The sequence below is a fragment of the Paenibacillus typhae genome (genome assembly GCF_900099765.1).
Lineage (GTDB): Bacteria > Bacillota > Bacilli > Paenibacillales > Paenibacillaceae > Paenibacillus_AQ > Paenibacillus_AQ typhae.
In genome coordinates this window covers 97,116-113,867 of record NZ_FNDX01000011.1, presented here as the reverse complement: position 1 = coordinate 113,867, position 16,752 = coordinate 97,116, and the positions used below count along the sequence as shown (strand labels likewise).

12 protein-coding genes, 1 riboswitch and 1 other annotated feature are annotated in these 16,752 nt (G+C 53.8%); of the genes, 4 read left to right on the top strand and 8 right to left on the bottom strand.

What is annotated here, in order from left to right; translation table 11 throughout:
• Window positions 1–35: 35 nt before the first annotated feature.
• Window positions 36–304, bottom strand: a binding site (T-box leader).
• A 47-nt stretch (window positions 305–351) separates the two neighbouring features.
• Window positions 352–1,908, bottom strand: coding sequence for a tetratricopeptide repeat protein (locus BLR64_RS12425; RefSeq protein WP_090714598.1), 1,557 nt, complete (start codon window positions 1,906–1,908; stop codon window positions 352–354).
• 193 nt (window positions 1,909–2,101) lie between these two features.
• Here BLR64_RS12425 and BLR64_RS12420 point away from each other — a divergent pair, with 193 nt between their 5' ends.
• On the top strand, window positions 2,102–3,301 hold the full coding sequence (locus tag BLR64_RS12420) for an oxalate decarboxylase family bicupin (RefSeq protein WP_090714512.1): 1,200 nt from the start codon (window positions 2,102–2,104) through the stop codon (window positions 3,299–3,301).
• 78 nt (window positions 3,302–3,379) lie between these two features.
• Here BLR64_RS12420 and BLR64_RS12415 read toward each other — a convergent pair whose 3' ends face one another.
• Window positions 3,380–4,720: an arsenic transporter gene (locus BLR64_RS12415; RefSeq protein WP_415841023.1), complete on the bottom strand. Its 1,341-nt coding sequence runs from the start codon at window positions 4,718–4,720 to the stop codon at window positions 3,380–3,382.
• Between the two features lie 189 nt (window positions 4,721–4,909).
• Between BLR64_RS12415 and BLR64_RS30005 the strand changes: the two genes are divergently transcribed.
• Window positions 4,910–5,098, top strand: a complete 189-nt coding sequence (locus BLR64_RS30005) for a hypothetical protein (RefSeq protein WP_139171961.1) — start codon at window positions 4,910–4,912, stop codon at window positions 5,096–5,098.
• Window positions 5,099–5,181: 83 nt separating this feature from the next.
• On the opposite strand, the gene BLR64_RS12410 is transcribed toward BLR64_RS30005, so the two are convergent.
• Window positions 5,182–6,756, bottom strand: coding sequence for a peptidase G2 autoproteolytic cleavage domain-containing protein (locus BLR64_RS12410; protein ID WP_090714511.1), 1,575 nt, complete (start codon window positions 6,754–6,756; stop codon window positions 5,182–5,184).
• A 208-nt stretch (window positions 6,757–6,964) separates the two neighbouring features.
• Between BLR64_RS12410 and BLR64_RS12405 the strand changes: the two genes are divergently transcribed.
• Window positions 6,965–8,005 (top strand): LLM class flavin-dependent oxidoreductase, encoded by a 1,041-nt coding sequence (locus tag BLR64_RS12405; protein WP_090714509.1) that lies wholly within the window; start codon window positions 6,965–6,967, stop codon window positions 8,003–8,005.
• Window positions 8,006–8,078: 73 nt separating this feature from the next.
• Here BLR64_RS12405 and BLR64_RS12400 read toward each other — a convergent pair whose 3' ends face one another.
• The 3 genes from BLR64_RS12400 to BLR64_RS12390 form a co-directional block, all read right to left on the bottom strand.
• Entirely contained in the window at window positions 8,079–8,978 is a 900-nt protein-coding gene (locus BLR64_RS12400; protein ID WP_090714508.1) for a GNAT family N-acetyltransferase, read from the bottom strand.
• Window positions 8,979–9,110: 132 nt separating this feature from the next.
• Window positions 9,111–10,247, bottom strand: coding sequence for a copper amine oxidase N-terminal domain-containing protein (locus tag BLR64_RS12395; RefSeq protein WP_090714506.1), 1,137 nt, complete (start codon window positions 10,245–10,247; stop codon window positions 9,111–9,113).
• A gap of 153 nt (window positions 10,248–10,400) precedes the next feature.
• Window positions 10,401–10,892, bottom strand: a complete 492-nt coding sequence (locus BLR64_RS12390; protein ID WP_090714504.1) for an isochorismatase family protein — start codon at window positions 10,890–10,892, stop codon at window positions 10,401–10,403.
• 148 nt (window positions 10,893–11,040) lie between these two features.
• Window positions 11,041–11,184, top strand: a riboswitch (cyclic di-AMP (ydaO/yuaA leader).
• 140 nt (window positions 11,185–11,324) lie between these two features.
• Here BLR64_RS12390 and BLR64_RS12385 point away from each other — a divergent pair.
• Window positions 11,325–12,470 carry a KamA family radical SAM protein gene (locus BLR64_RS12385; RefSeq protein ID WP_090714503.1) on the top strand — a complete coding sequence of 382 codons (1,146 nt, stop codon included), beginning with the start codon at window positions 11,325–11,327 and terminating at the stop codon, window positions 12,468–12,470.
• Window positions 12,471–12,555: 85 nt separating this feature from the next.
• Here the strand turns inward: BLR64_RS12385 and BLR64_RS12380 are convergent, their stop codons facing one another.
• A complete protein-coding gene (locus tag BLR64_RS12380; RefSeq protein WP_090714501.1) occupies window positions 12,556–13,455 on the bottom strand; it encodes a DUF6612 family protein in 900 nt (299 codons plus the stop codon).
• A 229-nt stretch (window positions 13,456–13,684) separates the two neighbouring features.
• Window positions 13,685–16,738 (bottom strand): beta-galactosidase, LacZ type, encoded by a 3,054-nt coding sequence (gene lacZ / locus BLR64_RS12375; RefSeq protein WP_090714500.1) that lies wholly within the window; start codon window positions 16,736–16,738, stop codon window positions 13,685–13,687.
• Window positions 16,739–16,752 lie beyond the last annotated feature (14 nt).

Here is a 16,752-nt window from a genome sequence, read left to right as displayed (position 1 = left end):
AACAAAAAAGAACCTCACCTCCAAGACTGATTAGTCTTGGGGACGAGATTCTCGCGGTACCACCCCAGGTTCATTAATATGTCGCCATATTAATCTCATCAAGTACGGCATTGTCCGCAGAGCTGCGGATGCAAGGCTTATACTCTAGCTCTATAACAGGAGCTCCTGTCGTACCATCCCCGGCTGCCGGTTCCGATACGCCACTCAGAGGCTTGGTTCAATACGGCTATCCCTGCCCCTTTTCACCGTCCGGGGCTCTCTGTGAAGGACTGCACGTATCTACTCTTCTCATCATCGCGTTTCATTATTGGCTATAGGATAACAAATCAATCCATTGCTGTAAAGCGGCTGTCAGCCCTGGCTTAGCGCATTCAGCAGATCCAGCGCTTCCTCATGATCAGGCTCGATAACCAGCGCCTTCCGGGTATATTCCAGCGCACCCGCATCATCTTCCAGCTCGTAGCAGCAGATCGCCAGACAGTACAGCACAGTTACAACCGGCTCCTCATCGCCCTCGGCCAGTGACAGCTCCAGGTACCGGCGCGATTCGCCGTACTGGTCCATTTCGAACAGCAGCAGTCCGGTGTCCAGGGCCAGATCGTATTTTTGCGGCATCGGATAATATCCGTCCCACATCTTCTGAATCCCCAGCTGCAGGTCGAGCAGTTCCTCGTCGTTGGCATCCGGCAGCAGGGCGGAGATCCGCTCCGCGCTCTGGATGAACAGCTCGGCATCATAGCCGCCCAGCCGCCAGAAGGCCAGCATCTGCTGCATTCCCATGGAATCATAATTATTGTCAATCCACAGCTTCATGCTGAAAAAATCATCCGGTCCGAACCGTTCAACACTCCGCCGGTAAGCCAGCCGGGTCTGCACATGGGCATCCGGGTCCTTCAGCATCAGCATGCAGACTACGTTCAGATTCTTGTAATGATGCGGAGTCGTCAGTGTCTGTGCACCCTTCTGCTCAAAGTAATACTGCATGGCATGATAATTCGCCGTCAGTGAGATGCTGCCGTGATGCATCAGCTTCGGCGGCTCAAGGAACTCCCAGTTCTCCAGCCGGTGGTCCCCTTTATCTGCTGTCAGCAGGACAAAGCCTGCCCGGGACAGCTTGTCCAGCCGTTCCATACAGGAAAGCGCCGCAGCCGGAAACAGGATATGCGAGTCCTCAAGCTGCTGCCGGTAAAAGGAAATGACCTGCTGGAACGGATAGTCCGGTTCTTCATAGGCAGCAGCACGGACATAATGATATTCCGGCACAAGATCCCTGAGCACTTCGGAAGTAGTCATGGTCTCCGCCTGCTCCGGATACTTCAGGGACACCTCGCAGTCGAAAATGTTGCCTTCGTCCACATACAGCAGCTCCTGCTGAATGCTGTCAAAGAAGTAATTCGCGATAACGAGCAGCGGCTGTGCAAGATCACCCGGCCGGATGACCGCTCCGCTGTGTACCAGCTTCAATTCCGTGTCCGCCACAGCATCGAAGCGGGCAAAGTCCAGAATTCCCTGCTCCACAAATGGGATCAGCCGCGGATGCTGCTGCCAGCCGGTAATATTCAGAAGCGGAAGATCGCTCATCACATATTTGAACGGCGGAAGCGGTATTCCGGCATACTCAATCAGTTCACTTAGCTTTTGAAGGGTCTGGAAGGCCAGCCGGCCTGCCCCTGCCCCCAGCTCCAGGATAATTACCGGTTCAGCTGTATCACCCTTGGCGGCCCGGTCCTGTAAAAATCCGAAAATCATCTCCGCATACGCCGTTCCGATCATAGGATTGCTGGTTATATACTGAGGCACCTGATCATTGTTCCACGCCTTCATGCCAAGCTGTTCATAATAAGAACGCTGCAGCTCCCAGATCGGGGCCTCGCTGAAGCGGTATCTCTGTTGTTCACCTGTTGTCATCTCGTTTTGAACCTGCTCTCTGCTATTGTTGCAGCCTGCCTTCTGCTGCACTGTGTTTGTATGAACGAAATATACCATATTCCGCTGCCTACACCCAATCATACATCCTGCCGGACATCAATCACAATCATAATCGGCAGCCACAGATCATATAGAGTAAACATTAAGCCCTGTAATCCGGAAAGGAGCCGTTATGAATTCTGAACAATCCCCCTTTAAAGGTAACGCGCCAATCCCCCAGCCCATCAGAAACGACGGCGCCGGCAATGTGGATCTGGGTCCGCGCGATGTGCTGCGTGACCGGGAGAATCCCGATATGTTCGTCCCACCCGTCACCGATAACGGACTTATTCCCAACCTGAAGTTTTCCTTCTCGGATGCCCACATGCAGCTTAACTACGGCGGCTGGTCGCGGGAAGTTACAGTCCGGGAGCTTCCTGTTGCTACAACGCTCGCCGGAGTAAACATGAGCCTGACGCCGGGCGGCGTCCGGGAGCTGCACTGGCATCAGCAGGCGGAATGGTCCTATATGCTGCTGGGCAGCGCCCGGATTACTGCAGTTGACCAGAACGGGCGCAATTTCATCGCTGATGTAGGCCCCGGCGACCTGTGGTATTTTCCTCCGGGTATCCCCCACTCCATCCAGGGGCTCGAGCAGGGCTGCGAATTTCTGCTGGTCTTCGATGACGGCAGCTTCTCCGACCTCAACACGTTGTCCATCTCTGACTGGTTCGCCCATACGCCAAAGGAAGTACTGTCGGCTAACTTCGGGGTGCCTGAGTCGGCTTTTGACTGTATCCCGAAGGAACAGGTGTACATTTATCAGGACCAGGTGCCCGGGGCACTTGAGCAGCAGAAGGTACAATCTCCGTACGGTGAGATTCCGCTGAGCTTCAAGCACCGGCTGCTGGCCCAGCCCCCGCTCAAAACACCGGGAGGCAGTGTGCGAATTGTCGATTCGTCCAATTTCCCCATTTCACGGAACATCGCTGCGGCGCTGGTCGAGATCGAGCCCGGTGCAATGCGCGAGCTGCACTGGCATCCGAACAACGACGAGTGGCAGTATTACCTGAGCGGCCAGGGCCGGATGACCGTGTTCGGCGGCAACGGCGCAGCGCGCACCTTCAATTACAGGGCCGGGGATGTCGGCTATGTGCCGTTCGCCATGGGCCATTATATTCAGAACACCGGAACAGAGACGTTATGGTTTCTAGAAATGTTCAAGAGCGACCGGTTCGCCGATGTTTCCCTGAACCAGTGGATGGCATTAACCCCGCATGAGCTGGTCAGCAGCAACCTGCATATCGGAGCCGGGCTGATGGATGCTCTGCGCAAGGTCAAATGGCCTGTTGTAAAGTATCCGGGATTCGGATACGAGAAAAGGACCGACTGAAGGCAAAAAATAGCGGCCCGGACATCACCTGTCCGGGCCGTTTTTTTGAATTTGAAGGAGATGTGCGTGCTGCAGCCGCTAGAACAGCTTCAGTGTCAAATACAGTCCTAATAAAGTAAGGAATAAGGTCGGTATAGTAAGGACAATCCCGGTCTTGAAATAGGTGCCCCAGGAAATTTTCACTCCCTTGGAGGACAGGACATGCAGCCACAGCAGCGTAGCCAGAGAACCGATCGGGGTAATCTTCGGTCCCAGATCGGAGCCAATGACATTGGCATATATAAGTGCTTCCTTGATGAGTCCTGCGGCATTTGCTGTATCCACAGCCAGCGCACCGATCAGCACGGTCGGCAGGTTATTCATAATAGAAGATATAATTGCAGCAAGGAAGCCCATGCCCATCGTTGCCGTGAACAGCCCGTGCCCGGCCAGCCTGCTGATGATATCGGCCAGTACATCGGTCAGTCCAACATTACGAAGGCCGTACACTACGACATACATTCCGATTGAGAAAAAAACGATCGCCCACGGTGCGCCCTTGACCACTTCCATGGTCTTGATATTCGGACTCCGGCTGGCCATCCAGAGGAAGAGAAGCGCAATCACACCGGCAACCAGCGAAACCGGAATACTCAGGAACTCGCTCACAAAATACCCGGCCAGCAGCATCGCCAGCACCGCCCAGGACAGCCGGAACATCCGCAGGTCCTTAATCGCTTCACGCGGTTCCCTGACCTGGGAGGCGTCGTAGCGCCCCGGTATGCTTTTGCGGAAATACAAATACAGCACCCCGATGCTGGCCCCAAGCGAGAACAGGGTAGGCAGCAGCATGCGCCCGGCGTACTGCATAAAGGTGATGCCGAAGAAATCGGCGGACACGATGTTGACCAGATTGCTGACGATCAGCGGAAGCGACGTCGTATCGGCGATAAATCCGCTTGCGATGATGAACGGAAATACTTTTTTTTCATCAAAATTCAGCGCCCTTACCATCGCAAGCACAATCGGGGTCAGAATCAGCGCAGCCCCGTCATTGGCAAAGAAGGCCGAAACCACCGCCCCCAGCACAATGACATAAATGAACATCAGCGTACCATTGCCGCGGGCTGCCGCCGCCATATGCAGTGCCGCCCACTCAAAAAAGCCGATTCTGTCCAGAATAAGTGAGATCAGAATGATCGCCACAAACGCCAGCGTCGCATTCCAGACAATCAGCGTTACATCCCGCACATCCGTAAAGCTTACTACTCCGGCGATCAGCGCCAGCAGCGCGCCCCCGCAGGCCGACCAGCCAATGGACAGGCCGCGCGGCTGCCAAATGACAAAAAACAGGGTAACCACAAAAATCAGACTGGCTAGAACAACCACAATCCAGCCCACCGCCAGCTTCGGACGATCATGCTCCTCAACACTCCCCAAATGAAATTAATCCTATGAAATATAGACATTTCCCTCTATGCTATCCTGCGGATAAGGAATAATCAAGTGGGTAATTCAAGAATCAACGGCAGCGGAATACCGCAATTGGAAAAGGCTTCGCTGCGGTGCACAAAGATTTACGGACTCCCGTTAACTTGCGGCATTAATTATTTAGCAAATGAAGTACTAATGATATTCAGCATCTCATATGCTTCATTAGGGAAACAAAAGCAGCTTCCGGGGAGGGGAGATGCCGGTCCGAGAGCCATTCTGCAGTATGGATTGGAGGATCGGACCATGAGTACAGATCAGCTTATCGCCCTGCTTGCCCTTGTCATTATGATCGTACAGCTTGCCGTAAAGAAGGATAAATCCTAGCCTCACGCCAACAGGCCGGGCAGCTCCCGATGCAGGATCGGGGAGCTGCCCGGCTTTGGTGTGCAGTGGGCGCTCAAGGTAACTTATCTCACAAAAATTCGCACCTGGTCATCCCGGGTCCGGTTCATGACCCGGTATCCAGCGGCAGCTGACGTCGCAATGCCTTCATCATTCGGCATGCAATAGCCTCCCGGCCGGCAGGTGCCGTCATCGCGGACAAGCAGCTTGCCGATGACCCCTACCGCTACCCATTCGTCACGCTGCAGCCGCGGAATATACTCCTCTGCGGCGTTCCAGTCCGGATTCAGAACCGGCTCGGTTTTGGACGAGGCAGCGCGGACCACGTTGCCCTCTGTATCCCTGACCTCCGGTACCTCAACCTCCTGATACTGGATCCGGTCCCACTCATCCATCACGAATAGCTTGTGCCAGCGCAAATCGCTGGCATCCGCCAGAATGGCAGGTCTTCCGCTTACTACCCCCAGAATGTATTCATCCTCGGCATTCGCTTTGCGTATCTTCTCGCTGGCTCCGTCAAAGGTGACAAAATATCCGGGCTCCAGCGCCTGGCCGTCAGATGTCTCGAACATCTCCGCATAATCAGCTGCAGCCGGGGAAATAACAGTACCGTCCAGATAAAGATTCCCTGTAGCCCCTTCGATTACCGCCGAATTAAGACTCGGCCCTACTGCCAGCCCGCCCGCCAGATGCCAGGAGTAGGCAAACCGGGTTGACCCGTTCTGGCCCATAATATGGGAGCCCGGGTGACCCGGCATGACGGTCGTGCTCTCGCCTTCGGCATGTGAATTCGCCCCGAAGGCCTGCGTCATAAAGCCTTCTGCATGCGAGGCCTGCCCGTCGGCTGTAGTATTCGCACCTTCGGCATGAGCGTAGAGGCCGCTGGCCAGTGTACTGACACCTTCCGCATGGGCAGACGGCCCGCTGGCCTTAGTCTGCAGCCCCTCCGCATGACTGGCTGTCCCGCTGGCGGTCGTGCTCTGCCCTTCGGCATGCGCGAAATCGCCCAGCGCCACTGGCCCTGCGGCAGCCGTTATATCTAAAGTTCCGCCCTCCGCATGCGAGGCAAAACCCAGCGAAGTGGTTCCGACCCCCTCGGCATGGGAACCGGCCCCGCCGGCAAAGTTGGGGGCAGGATTGCCCAGCGGATCAGTGCCGCCGCCTTCGGCATGGGACGCCCTTCCGGCTGCCGAGTTCCCTTCCCCTTCGGCATGGGCACTCGCTGCACCGGCCTGAGTCGATGTGCTGAGGCCTTCCGTATGCGAATAGTCTCCCCAGGCCTGGGTGGCATTGCCTTCCGCATGAGCCTCCGCCCCGGCTGCCATTGTCATGGAGCCCTCGGCATGCGAGCCATCTCCAAGGGCATGGGTCAGATATCCTTCTGCATGGGAAGCCACGCCGTCGGCCGTTGTGGAGGTGCCTTCTGCATGGGCCGTATCATTCGTTGCCTGAGTAAGATGTCCCTCCGCATGGGACGCGCTGGCACTCGCAACCGTATTACTGCCCTCTGCATGCGAGCTGTCCCCGCTGGCAAGGGTAGCAAAGCCCTTCGCATGAGCTGCCGCCCCGCTTGCAGTCGTGTTCAATCCTTCGGCAAGAGCGGCGAAACCGCTCGCCGTATTCCCTAATTCTTCTCCCACTCCTGATCACCGCTTTCGTCCGTAATACAATAAGCTATGTCCCACAGAGAAGGGCAGTAACGGCTTAACGGTCCAAGTTATCTAAATTGGCGCATGACACGGCCCGGCATGGAATCGCGGAATAAATCCTTGATTTTCACTTACTAAAGTTGAGAAACATTAAAAAGTATAGTAATATATCTGTATGAGAAGAGGGAGGCGGATTTAGATGGAAATAGGAATCAGCACATTTTTGGAAACGACACCCGATCCGGTGACCGGTGAGGTAATTAGCCATGCTGAAAGACTGCGTGAGGCTGTTGAGGAAATCGTCCTTGCCGATCAGGTCGGACTGGATGTATACGGAATCGGAGAGCATCACCGCGCCGACTATGCCGGAAGCGCACCTGCGGTTGTCCTCGCGGCTGCAGCGGCAATGACCAAGAACATCCGGCTTACCAGCGCCGTATCCGTACTATCGTCGGATGACCCGGTACGGGTCTATCAGCAATTCGCGACAATTGACGGCATTTCGAACGGACGGGCGGAGATCATGGCGGGCCGGGGCTCTTTTATCGAATCCTTCCCGCTGTTCGGCTACAGTCTGGACGATTATAACGAATTATTCGATGAAAAGCTGGAGCTGCTGCTCAAAATCCGCGCCTCCGAGAAGGTAACCTGGCGCGGCGGCCACCGTCCGGCAATTGACAATCTGCCTGTGTATCCACGTGCGGTGCAGGACCCGCTGCCGGTGTGGATCGCTACAGGCGGTAATCCCGAGTCGGCCATCCGGGCCGGTATGCTTGGCCTTCCGGTTGCATTCGCCATCATCGGCGGGATGCCGGAACGCTTCGCTCCGCTGGTGAAGCTGTATAAGGAAGCCGCGACGCGGGCCGGACATAATCCCGACAAGCTGCAGATTGCGACCCATTCCCACGGCTTTGTCGGCGAAACCACTGAACAGGCAGCGGCCTTGTTCTATCCTTCCACTCAGGCGCAGATGAATGTCATCGGCCGCGAACGCGGCTGGGGCCAGAGCTACAACCGGGCCACCTATGACGATGCCCGCAGCCTGCGCGGGGCTCTGTATGTCGGAGACTCCGAGTATGTGGCAGAGAAGATTATTCTGCTGCACAAAAATCTCGGGGTAACCCGCTTCTTCCTCCACGTCAACGTCGGCACGATGCCGCACCGCGAGGTTATGCGCGCAATCGAGCTGCTCGGCACCAAGGTTGCGCCGATTGTACGGCAGGAGCTTGCGAAGAACTAATTCTTTGTCCATAAAAAGAGATGCCCTGCAGGCCGTCCCCCGGCCTGCCCGGGCATCTTTTTTATTTTTGCTCTTAATGTCCGGAATACTTCCACCATGTCCAGGTCGAATATGGCCTGAAGCCGATGCTGTAGTAGAACTGCTGGGAAGATCCGACAAAAGCCTGCTTCGCCCCGCGCTCCCCGCACCGTCTCACCCCTTCCAGCACCGCGGCCTTACCCAGACCTTTCATCCTGTAGTCCGGATCAGTTGCGACAGGCTCAACCAGCGCGTAATCATTCCCCGGAAGATGCCACATTCCGCAATAAGCCACAAAATTACCGTTGGGAGCAGCTACAGCAATCTTCAGATTCAGATCACCATGCGGACCCGAGAGCTCGTTTCTGCGGCTCTCCAGTTTTTCTTCAGCTTCCGGGGCCTCCCCCTCGTGGTTAAACCCGCGCCATAGTACCCTGTTATACTGCCTTAAATCGAGCTCCTCTGCCAGACTGACAATTCGGTAGCCTTCGGGCAGCGTGTACTCGGGCAGAGAGTCCCCGATTGGAATGACCGCATTGTACTCACGCTCCTGCGTCGGCCGGAAACCAAACCCTGCAGCAAGCTGCTGAAGCTGGCGGTCATTGTCCGCAATCAGCACGCGTACTTTGCCTTCTTCACTCAGGTACTGCATCGCATACTGCAGCATCTCCTGTTTCAGATGAGCGTACTCCGGTTCCACGCAGAGCCAGACATCTCCAGGCTTTTGTTCAAAGGTAGCCACAGCCACAATTTTTCCGGCATCCTCCCAGATTCCGATGGTGTGCAGGCAGGATGTATCCAGATACGGCAAGGAGAACATCCACTCCCAGCGCCCCCAAAGAAAACCTTCATTAACAACCTCCAGATCATTCAAACGGAGCAAAAACCTGTGAATCCGCTCATATTCCGGAGTAAACCCGGGTGTACTCGTATAATTTTTAAATACTACCGGCATAATCCCTAACCCCCCGCACGCTTGATATTTCTAATTGTAGGGCCGTTAATGGATCACCAGAATACCCGGAATGATTATAATTAAACATTCCAAATTAACCATTCATTACTAACCGTCTTCACCACCGCCTGATTATTGCGAATCCACTGTGTACGTCACAGTCTTCACTTTACCGTCAGGCAGCGTGGCATAGGTGAAGGTCATCACGTTGCCCTCCCGCTTCTTCAGCACCAGCATTTTTGTCAGATAAAACTCATCCGATCCGTCCGCCCGGTCCCATTCTTTGCGGTCCCCGGCACTGATCAGCTGCTCACTAAGATTGATGCCTGCTCCACTTGCCGTGTGAATGGCATACAGCTGTGTGTTCGACATTAAGCGAGCCAGAATAATATCTTCCGCCGCATATTCGATGGTGTAATTTCCTTCTGTGCCTGTGATGGCTTCCAGATCAAAAAGCTTGCCCAGGCTGCCGTCCGCATTAATATATTGTACGCTCCCGCCATCGGTCATATAGAGCTGGCTAGTCTTCAGCAACGGTGCTTTTATATATGACTTGATCGTGTAGTGATAGTCCATCTGCCTCATGACTTTGCCGTCTTTGACCAGTACCTGATAGCTATTGCTGAAATCATTGAACATGGCATAATGGTTATCCGTAAGCAGCAAAAGCTCTGTACCCTTACCCACATTCTTAACCTCAAGGTTGTGGGTATAGGCCAGATCAGCAAACGGCAGCTCCCCGATCAGCACCGGCTTGGCGGCGGCTGAAGCACTGTAGAAGACATCGCCGTTCTTTTGTGAAACCCAGTACGTTCTGCCTTGAGCCGAAGCAACGGAGTAGCGCAGCTCATCCACAATGTTCAAGCTGCCCGTGCCTTTGTCATATACCGTTTTGCCGCCCAGCAGACTGACTGCAGATACCAGCGGTACATAGACTTTCCCTTTGAGGATACGGGGCACTTTGGTCAGCATTGATGCGGTGCCATTTACAGCTGCACTGACAGTTCCGGCAGTCATAGTAACTTCAAGGCCGGGGCGGATCAGCTTAGCCGACTTCGTGCTTTGGTTCCAGGTGAGGGCGTAACCCATCGTCTGTGCCAGCTGCTGCAGCGGAACAAGCGTAGTACCTGCCGTAACTACCTGGCTGCTTCCCAGTGAAGTCTCTTTGTAATTCAGCTGAATCACGCTGCCCGCAGCCGCAGATGCCGCTCCAGGACTTAGAGCGATGGCCGCGGCCAGAATACCGGCTGCCAGCTTCCCATTTTTCATTATGTAACTCTCCCCTACAATAGAATAGCTTCTGTATTATTGGACGAGACTATTTGGAAAAAGTTTCTATATAATAGCTGCTCCAGGATAAAAAAACACCCGTCTGTTCCGCAGTAAAAAATCGCAGACAGGCGAGTGCATTCATCCTTAATATTATTGGCTAATCAAATATGGAATCACCGGATAAGAAATCAGATTACGGTCTCTGTATGCTGCAGTGATTACGTCGCTGTGTGCGCTCAAAACACCATTTTGCAGCAGAACCGGACGGAAGCCCCGCTCGCTCGCGCCGTTGTAGGTGAACTGCACGCAGTGCTCTACCGAGAAACCGGCAATAATCAGCAGCTCCACCCCCTGATCTTTCAGAAGCTGCTCCAGCTCTGTTTTCCAGAATGCGTTCGAATACTCCTTGGATACCTTCAGATCACCGTCCGCCACCTGAATTTCAGGAATGATACTGTAGCGCTCCTTGTTAGCTTCCTCTAATCCTTCAATATCCTGAATATGAATGACCAGCTGACCCTGCTCCCGGAGCATGTCCGCGACATAATTAATATATTCGCAGCCGCGGTCCAGCGTCTTCTGATCGACAGAATCCCGCACATGTATTTCCTGCATATCAATGATCAAATAGCCCAGCTTCATCAAGGCCCTCCTTGTTGTAAAAAGATATGCCGATATCGTATAACAGTATCCGGCGGGAAGCCAAATAAAGTTTAATTATAATTACCGTAACCATATTACCTTGCGCGGACCGGCAATTGCTTTGACTTCTGCAAACGGTGCAGGTTATACTTTATTTACGCTTAATTTCCAGCATTTCCAGCTGGAAAGCGGGGGAACCAGTCAATTGGGGCGAATCATTGAGCTATACAATGTAGGGTACCATCTTACCCGAGTCCGTCAGCTAACCTCGTCAGTAGTGGATGGGTCTGCTTTTTTATGTTTATAACATGAGACCCTTGTGCTAAGGGTCTCTTTTTGTGTTTTTTAGAGGCCCTGCTGGCTGCCAGTTTGGCTTTTTGACATCAAGGCTCCCTATTGTCTCACTATTATGAGAACAAAGGAGAGGTTCATGTGCAAAAGGTACGATACATAACCGACATAGGCAAAATGGAAATGCTGCCCGAAGCAGAGAAATCCCGGCTGAAGGAGGTTACGGATAAATTTGTGTTCCGGGCCAACGACTATTATCTGTCTTTGATAGACTGGGAGGACCCGGATGATCCGATCCGCAGGCTGGTTGTTCCTGGTGAGGGTGAGCTTATGGAGTATGGGCAGTGGGATGCCTCTGATGAGGAGGCCAACTATGTGGTGCCGGGCTGCCAGCACAAGTACCGGACTACCGCCCTGCTGATTGTTTCCGAAGTCTGCGGGGCTTACTGCCGCTACTGCTTCCGCAAACGGCTGTTCCGCAACGATGTCAAGGAGGCCTCCTCCGATGTCTCTGCAGGGATCGAATACATCGCCGCCCATCCGGAGATCAACAACGTTCTGCTGACCGGAGGCGACAGCCTGATTCTCTCCACGACCAAGCTGCGCTTCATTATTGAGAGCCTCAGGGCCATCCCGCATGTTAAAATCATCCGCCTCGGCTCCAAGCTGCCGGTATTTAACCCGATGCGTATCTCCCAGGACCCCGAGCTGCTGGAGCTGATCCGCACCCACTCTACTGTAGACAAACGGATCTACATCATGGCGCATATCAATCATCCGCGGGAGATTACACCTGAAGCCAAGCGTGCTGTCAGAGCCCTGCATGATGCCGGTGCAATCATCGTCAACCAGACTCCGGTGCTCAAGGGAATCAACGATGACCCCGCTGTGCTGGCCGAATTGCTGGATCGCCTGTCCTGGGCAGGCATTACACCCTACTATTTCTTTATTAACCGGCCGATCGCCGGTAACCGCGAGTTCGTCCTGCCGCTTGAGCAGGTGTACCGGATCGTCGAGGAAGCCAAAGCCAGAACCTCCGGTCTCGGCAAAAGAGTCCGGCTCTCCATGAGCCACTCCTCCGGCAAAATTGAAATTCTGGCCATTGAGCAAGGCAAAGCCTATCTCAAATACCATCAGTCCCGGGAGCAGGAGTACGGAAAATTCATGATCCTGGACTGTCCCGAGGATGCCGAATGGTTCGATGATCTGCCTGGAAACGAGCAGTACTGGAGCAGACCTGTGAAGAAAAGCGCGGGTACCATTCCAGCTAATGCAGCTGTGCAGTAGACTGTTATTGCAGAGTCAAACTGCCCTGCAATAACACAGTCCCGGTGAGCACGTGCTCACTGGGACTGTTCAATACAGATAAGACCTATTCCAGCTCAGCCGGCTTTACAATCGGTGCAGTCTTATTGTTCTTGGAGTATTTGGCTTCAATCTTGGTGGTGTATGTATCCTTCGCCCCGTCAGCAGCCAGTACATAATTCAGATCAACAGTCAGCTTCTCTGTCTGCCATGTCTTGGAGTTGACGAATACCTTCCATGTTACACTCTTGGGCTGCAGGGTTTCACCATCCCAGAGATTCTCCTGGTCATATAAGGTAATGATTGCCTTGGCTGCAGCCGGGTCGGTCAGTGTAAACTGCATAACAGTCTGTGCACCTGCAGTGCTTACTTTCATCGTTTTTTTGTAGGCTTTGACGGAATCGAGCATAGCTGCAGGATCATATTGGCCTTTGGAGTAAAAGGTTTCCCATTCCTCCTTCTCCAGGTCAATCCAATACTGCGCATCCGGATCAATCGGCTCTCCGTCGCCGTCCGTTACTGCATCAGTGCTGCTGCCGTCTTCACTATCTTCGTAAGTTTCTTCGGAATCAGCGATAAGCTCACTGCCGTCCACCAGATAGTAGAACTCCTTGTCATTAGCGTACAGCTCATAAGAAGTCTCCAGCAGACTGACCTTTACACTCCCTGCTGCAGCAAAAACCGGCAGGCGGTTGATATCCAGATTCAGCGTATTGGTATTGCTGATCTTCACGCCGCCGCTCTGCACATCCTGTTTTTTGGTCACATCAATGTGAAAATTCTTAAGTGTCTTCGACGCTGCCGTCACTTTGCTGATTACCTGATCTGCGGTAGGCGCTTTAGCAGCAGGCACCTTTGATGCTGCAGCCGACACCGTCTCAGGACCGGCCACCCCTCCAGCCGCTCCCGACAGCAGCAGGGCCCCCGCTACCAGACTTGTGCCAATTGCTTTTAGTACTTTTCTCATCCCGAATTCCCCTTCTCGGATGGTAACACCGGCCAGAACAAGCCTCTCCCATGGCTGCCTGTACGGCTATCCGATTTTTAGTGTAGTACTGAAGGACGCTTGTCCCACCAATAATTTATCATGGGATTAACTACCTGTAAACGGTTCTGGGGCTCTATAAGACAAACAAAAACCGGCCCCGGTCTGATTCCCATCAGACCGGGGCCGGTTTCACTTCTGCAATATTAAATTACCGCTCTCCCAAGCCCGCTCCGGACAGGAAGAATTCATATTCCAGCGTCTGGTCCGCAGGAATTCTGTATTCCGGATGGACCGGTGCGCCCCAGCTGTCGTCACCGCCGACACCCATTTGTCTTCCGGCTACAGTCACTACAGTGTAGTATACCTGCGGAAGCTCAAACGGATGAGCGGCATGCTCCAGCTCGAATGCAGTGTAAGGCGACAAAGTGCACTCTACAGGTGCGCTTGCCGGAGCTGAAATCTGCAGCCCGATGCCTGCGTTATCAGTAATGCTCACGCGGCGGACGCCGGTTCGGTTGCCCGATTCCTGCGGTACAAGGTAGCGAGACGGCAGTTCCTGCACCTTCCGGCTGAAAACGCCGAGTCTGGCGCCGAAAGCACGGTCAATGTAGTTCTCCTCAGGTCCCATCGCATACCATTCTGACTGTTCATAGTCAGCCGACATCTTGAAGGACAAGGCCACGATCGGCACATCCGGAAGTCCGGCAGCGCCGGTATAACGTGTACGAACTCTTACTGTTCCGTCACCATAGACGGTATAAGCCGTTTTAAACTCAAGCTTTTCATGAATGCTGAACCGGTAATCAAAGCTTACCGTTACTGCACCCTCTTGCTTTTCAAGGCTTACCTCTACACATTTGCGGGCCAGACTGGCAGCGTACCAGGCTCCGCCATGGTATCCGAGCTGGGTTCCCTTGTCGTTGTCGGTAGTCGCACGCCAGAACAGCGGAGCTGGCGGAGCCTCAATCATCTCATGTCCGTTATAGTTCAGCGACACCAGTGATCCGACCTGCTTGGAGAAGATTACAGTGAAGCCTTCGCCGATTACTCCGATCTGCACATCCCCTTCTACTACATTCAGTGCACCCGCCGGCAGTTCAGCCTGCCCGGCTTCCACGTTAAAAATATGCTCGCCAAAGGCAATTTCATATCCCGCTTCGGCCCAAAGCTCAGCTTCCTTCAGTACCAGGGAAGCCTGGATGCTGTATTCGCCCGGTGTTCCTGCTGTCTGCGGAAGGTCAATCGGCACCAGCACTTCACTTTGCGGAGCAGCATCAACAGCTGTTGTCCACTTGCCGAGCAGCTCGCCGTCACAGTACAGGCTGTATTCCAGTGCCAGATGATCGGTTCCTGCGAACAGGCTTTCATTAGTTACGCGGATGCCAGTCTGCTCCGGCGCAAGCTTGTAGTTCTGATACAGGAATTTAACCTCCTGCATCTTCGGTGTCCATTTCCGGTCAGCGAAGACAATACCGTTCCCGCAGAAGCTGTAATCCGTCGGACGGTCGCCGAAATCACCGCCGTAAGCGAAGAATTCATTACCATAGCGGTCCTTCTTCAGGATCGACTGGTCGATATAATCCCAGATGAAGCCGCCCTGATACATCGGGTATTTGTTCTCAAGCTCGGTGTATTTATGCATGCCGCCGACGGAGTTGCCCATCGCATGCATGTATTCGCAGCTGAGATACGGCTTGTCCGGATTAGCGTTCAGATATTCCTCGATGTCGGCCGGCTTCGCGTACATCCGGCTCTCCATATCGCTTGTATCATTATAATTGCGGTCATAGAACACACCTTCATAGTGAACAAGACGGCTGTTGTCCCGGCTGCGGAACCAGTTCGCCACGTCCAGAATGACTTGGCCTGCATACGATTCGTTCCCGCAGGACCAGATCAGGATAGACGGATGGTTCTTGTCCCGCTCCACCATGTTAATCGCACGGTCCAGCACGATGTCATGCCATTGCGGGTCATTGTGCGGAATATTCCAGGACGGCTCAACCGCACCCATCTTCTGCCAGGAGCCGTGAGTTTCCAGATTCATCTCGTCGATCACATAAACCCCGTATTCATCGCACAGCTCATACCACAACGTCTGGTTCGGGTAATGCGAGGTACGCACAGCGTTAATGTTGGCTCTCTTCAGCGTCTGAATATCCCACAGCATATCCTCGCGGGTAATGTTGCGGCCTGTGCGGCAGTTGAATTCATGCCGGTTAACACCTTTGAATACAATCCGCTTGCCGTTGATGCACATCAGCTTGTTCTTCATCTCAAACCGGCGGAAGCCTGCTTTTTGCACAACGGCTTCCACGACCGTTCCGTCTGCTCCGGTTAGCGAGATACAAACAGTGTAGAGATAAGGGTTCTCTGCACTCCAGGTCAGAACATCCGCAACTTCTCCCGACAGGGTCAGCTCCTGGCCGTCAAACACGCCATCGCTGCTAAGCCGGACCTCCCCGTCCCGGTCCTTCAGCTCAAGCTTGGCGCTGACTGTTTCCCAGGGTGCGTCCAGCAGCCGCATCGTTACGTTCAGGCTGCCTTGCGTATAAGTATCGTCCAGCTCAGCCCGTACTTCGAGATCACGGATATGAACTTTAGGAACCGTATATAAGTACACTTCACGGAAAATGCCGGAGAAACGCCAGAAATCCTGATCCTCCAGCCAGCCGCCGGTGCTGCGCTGGTACACCTCAACAGCCAGCTTGTTTTTGCCTGCCCGCATAAACGGAGTCAGGTCAAATTCCGAAGGAGTGAAGCTGTCCTCGGCATAGCCGACAAACTCACCGTTCAGCCACACATAGAACGCCGATTCTACACCCTGAAACGAAATAAACAGCGGCCCGTTCTCCATATTTTCCGGCAGGCGGAACTCCTTAACATAGCTGCCGACCGAATTATGGTCCGGAGAAATATGCGGAGGACGGAGATCAATTAGCCCATCCCAAGGGTACATCGTGTTGACATATTGCGGACGGCCGTAGCCCTGCAGCTGAATATGTCCGGGAACCTGAATGCTGTCCCAGCCGGTGCAATTATAATCTTCCTTATAAAAAGCTTCTACACGGCTTGCCGGATTCGGCGCATAGCTGAATTTCCAGCTTCCGTTCAGACTGAAGCGCATATCCATCGGCGCTCCTGCCTCTGCCTCAGCCATGTTTGTATAATACCGGTGGTCCGAATGAGCTTCCACCCGGTTCACCTTAAAGGTGCCCGGGTCTTCCAGCCAGCTCAGGCTTGGGGTAACTGCCAATTTCATTTCCTCCTTAGATA

Coding starts and splice junctions, on each gene's coding strand:
- lacZ (WP_090714500.1), bottom strand. CDS start 16,738: ATGAAATTGGCAGTTACCCCAAGCCTGAGCTGGCTGGAAGACCCGGGC.
- BLR64_RS12420 (WP_090714512.1), top strand. CDS start 2,102: ATGAATTCTGAACAATCCCCCTTTAAAGGTAACGCGCCAATCCCCCAG.
- BLR64_RS12425 (WP_090714598.1), bottom strand. CDS start 1,908: ATGACAACAGGTGAACAACAGAGATACCGCTTCAGCGAGGCCCCGATC.
- BLR64_RS30005 (WP_139171961.1), top strand. CDS start 4,910: ATGATATTCAGCATCTCATATGCTTCATTAGGGAAACAAAAGCAGCTT.
- BLR64_RS12405 (WP_090714509.1), top strand. CDS start 6,965: ATGGAAATAGGAATCAGCACATTTTTGGAAACGACACCCGATCCGGTG.
- BLR64_RS12395 (WP_090714506.1), bottom strand. CDS start 10,247: ATGAAAAATGGGAAGCTGGCAGCCGGTATTCTGGCCGCGGCCATCGCT.
- BLR64_RS12380 (WP_090714501.1), bottom strand. CDS start 13,455: ATGAGAAAAGTACTAAAAGCAATTGGCACAAGTCTGGTAGCGGGGGCC.
- BLR64_RS12390 (WP_090714504.1), bottom strand. CDS start 10,892: ATGAAGCTGGGCTATTTGATCATTGATATGCAGGAAATACATGTGCGG.
- BLR64_RS12400 (WP_090714508.1), bottom strand. CDS start 8,978: ATGCCGGTAGTATTTAAAAATTATACGAGTACACCCGGGTTTACTCCG.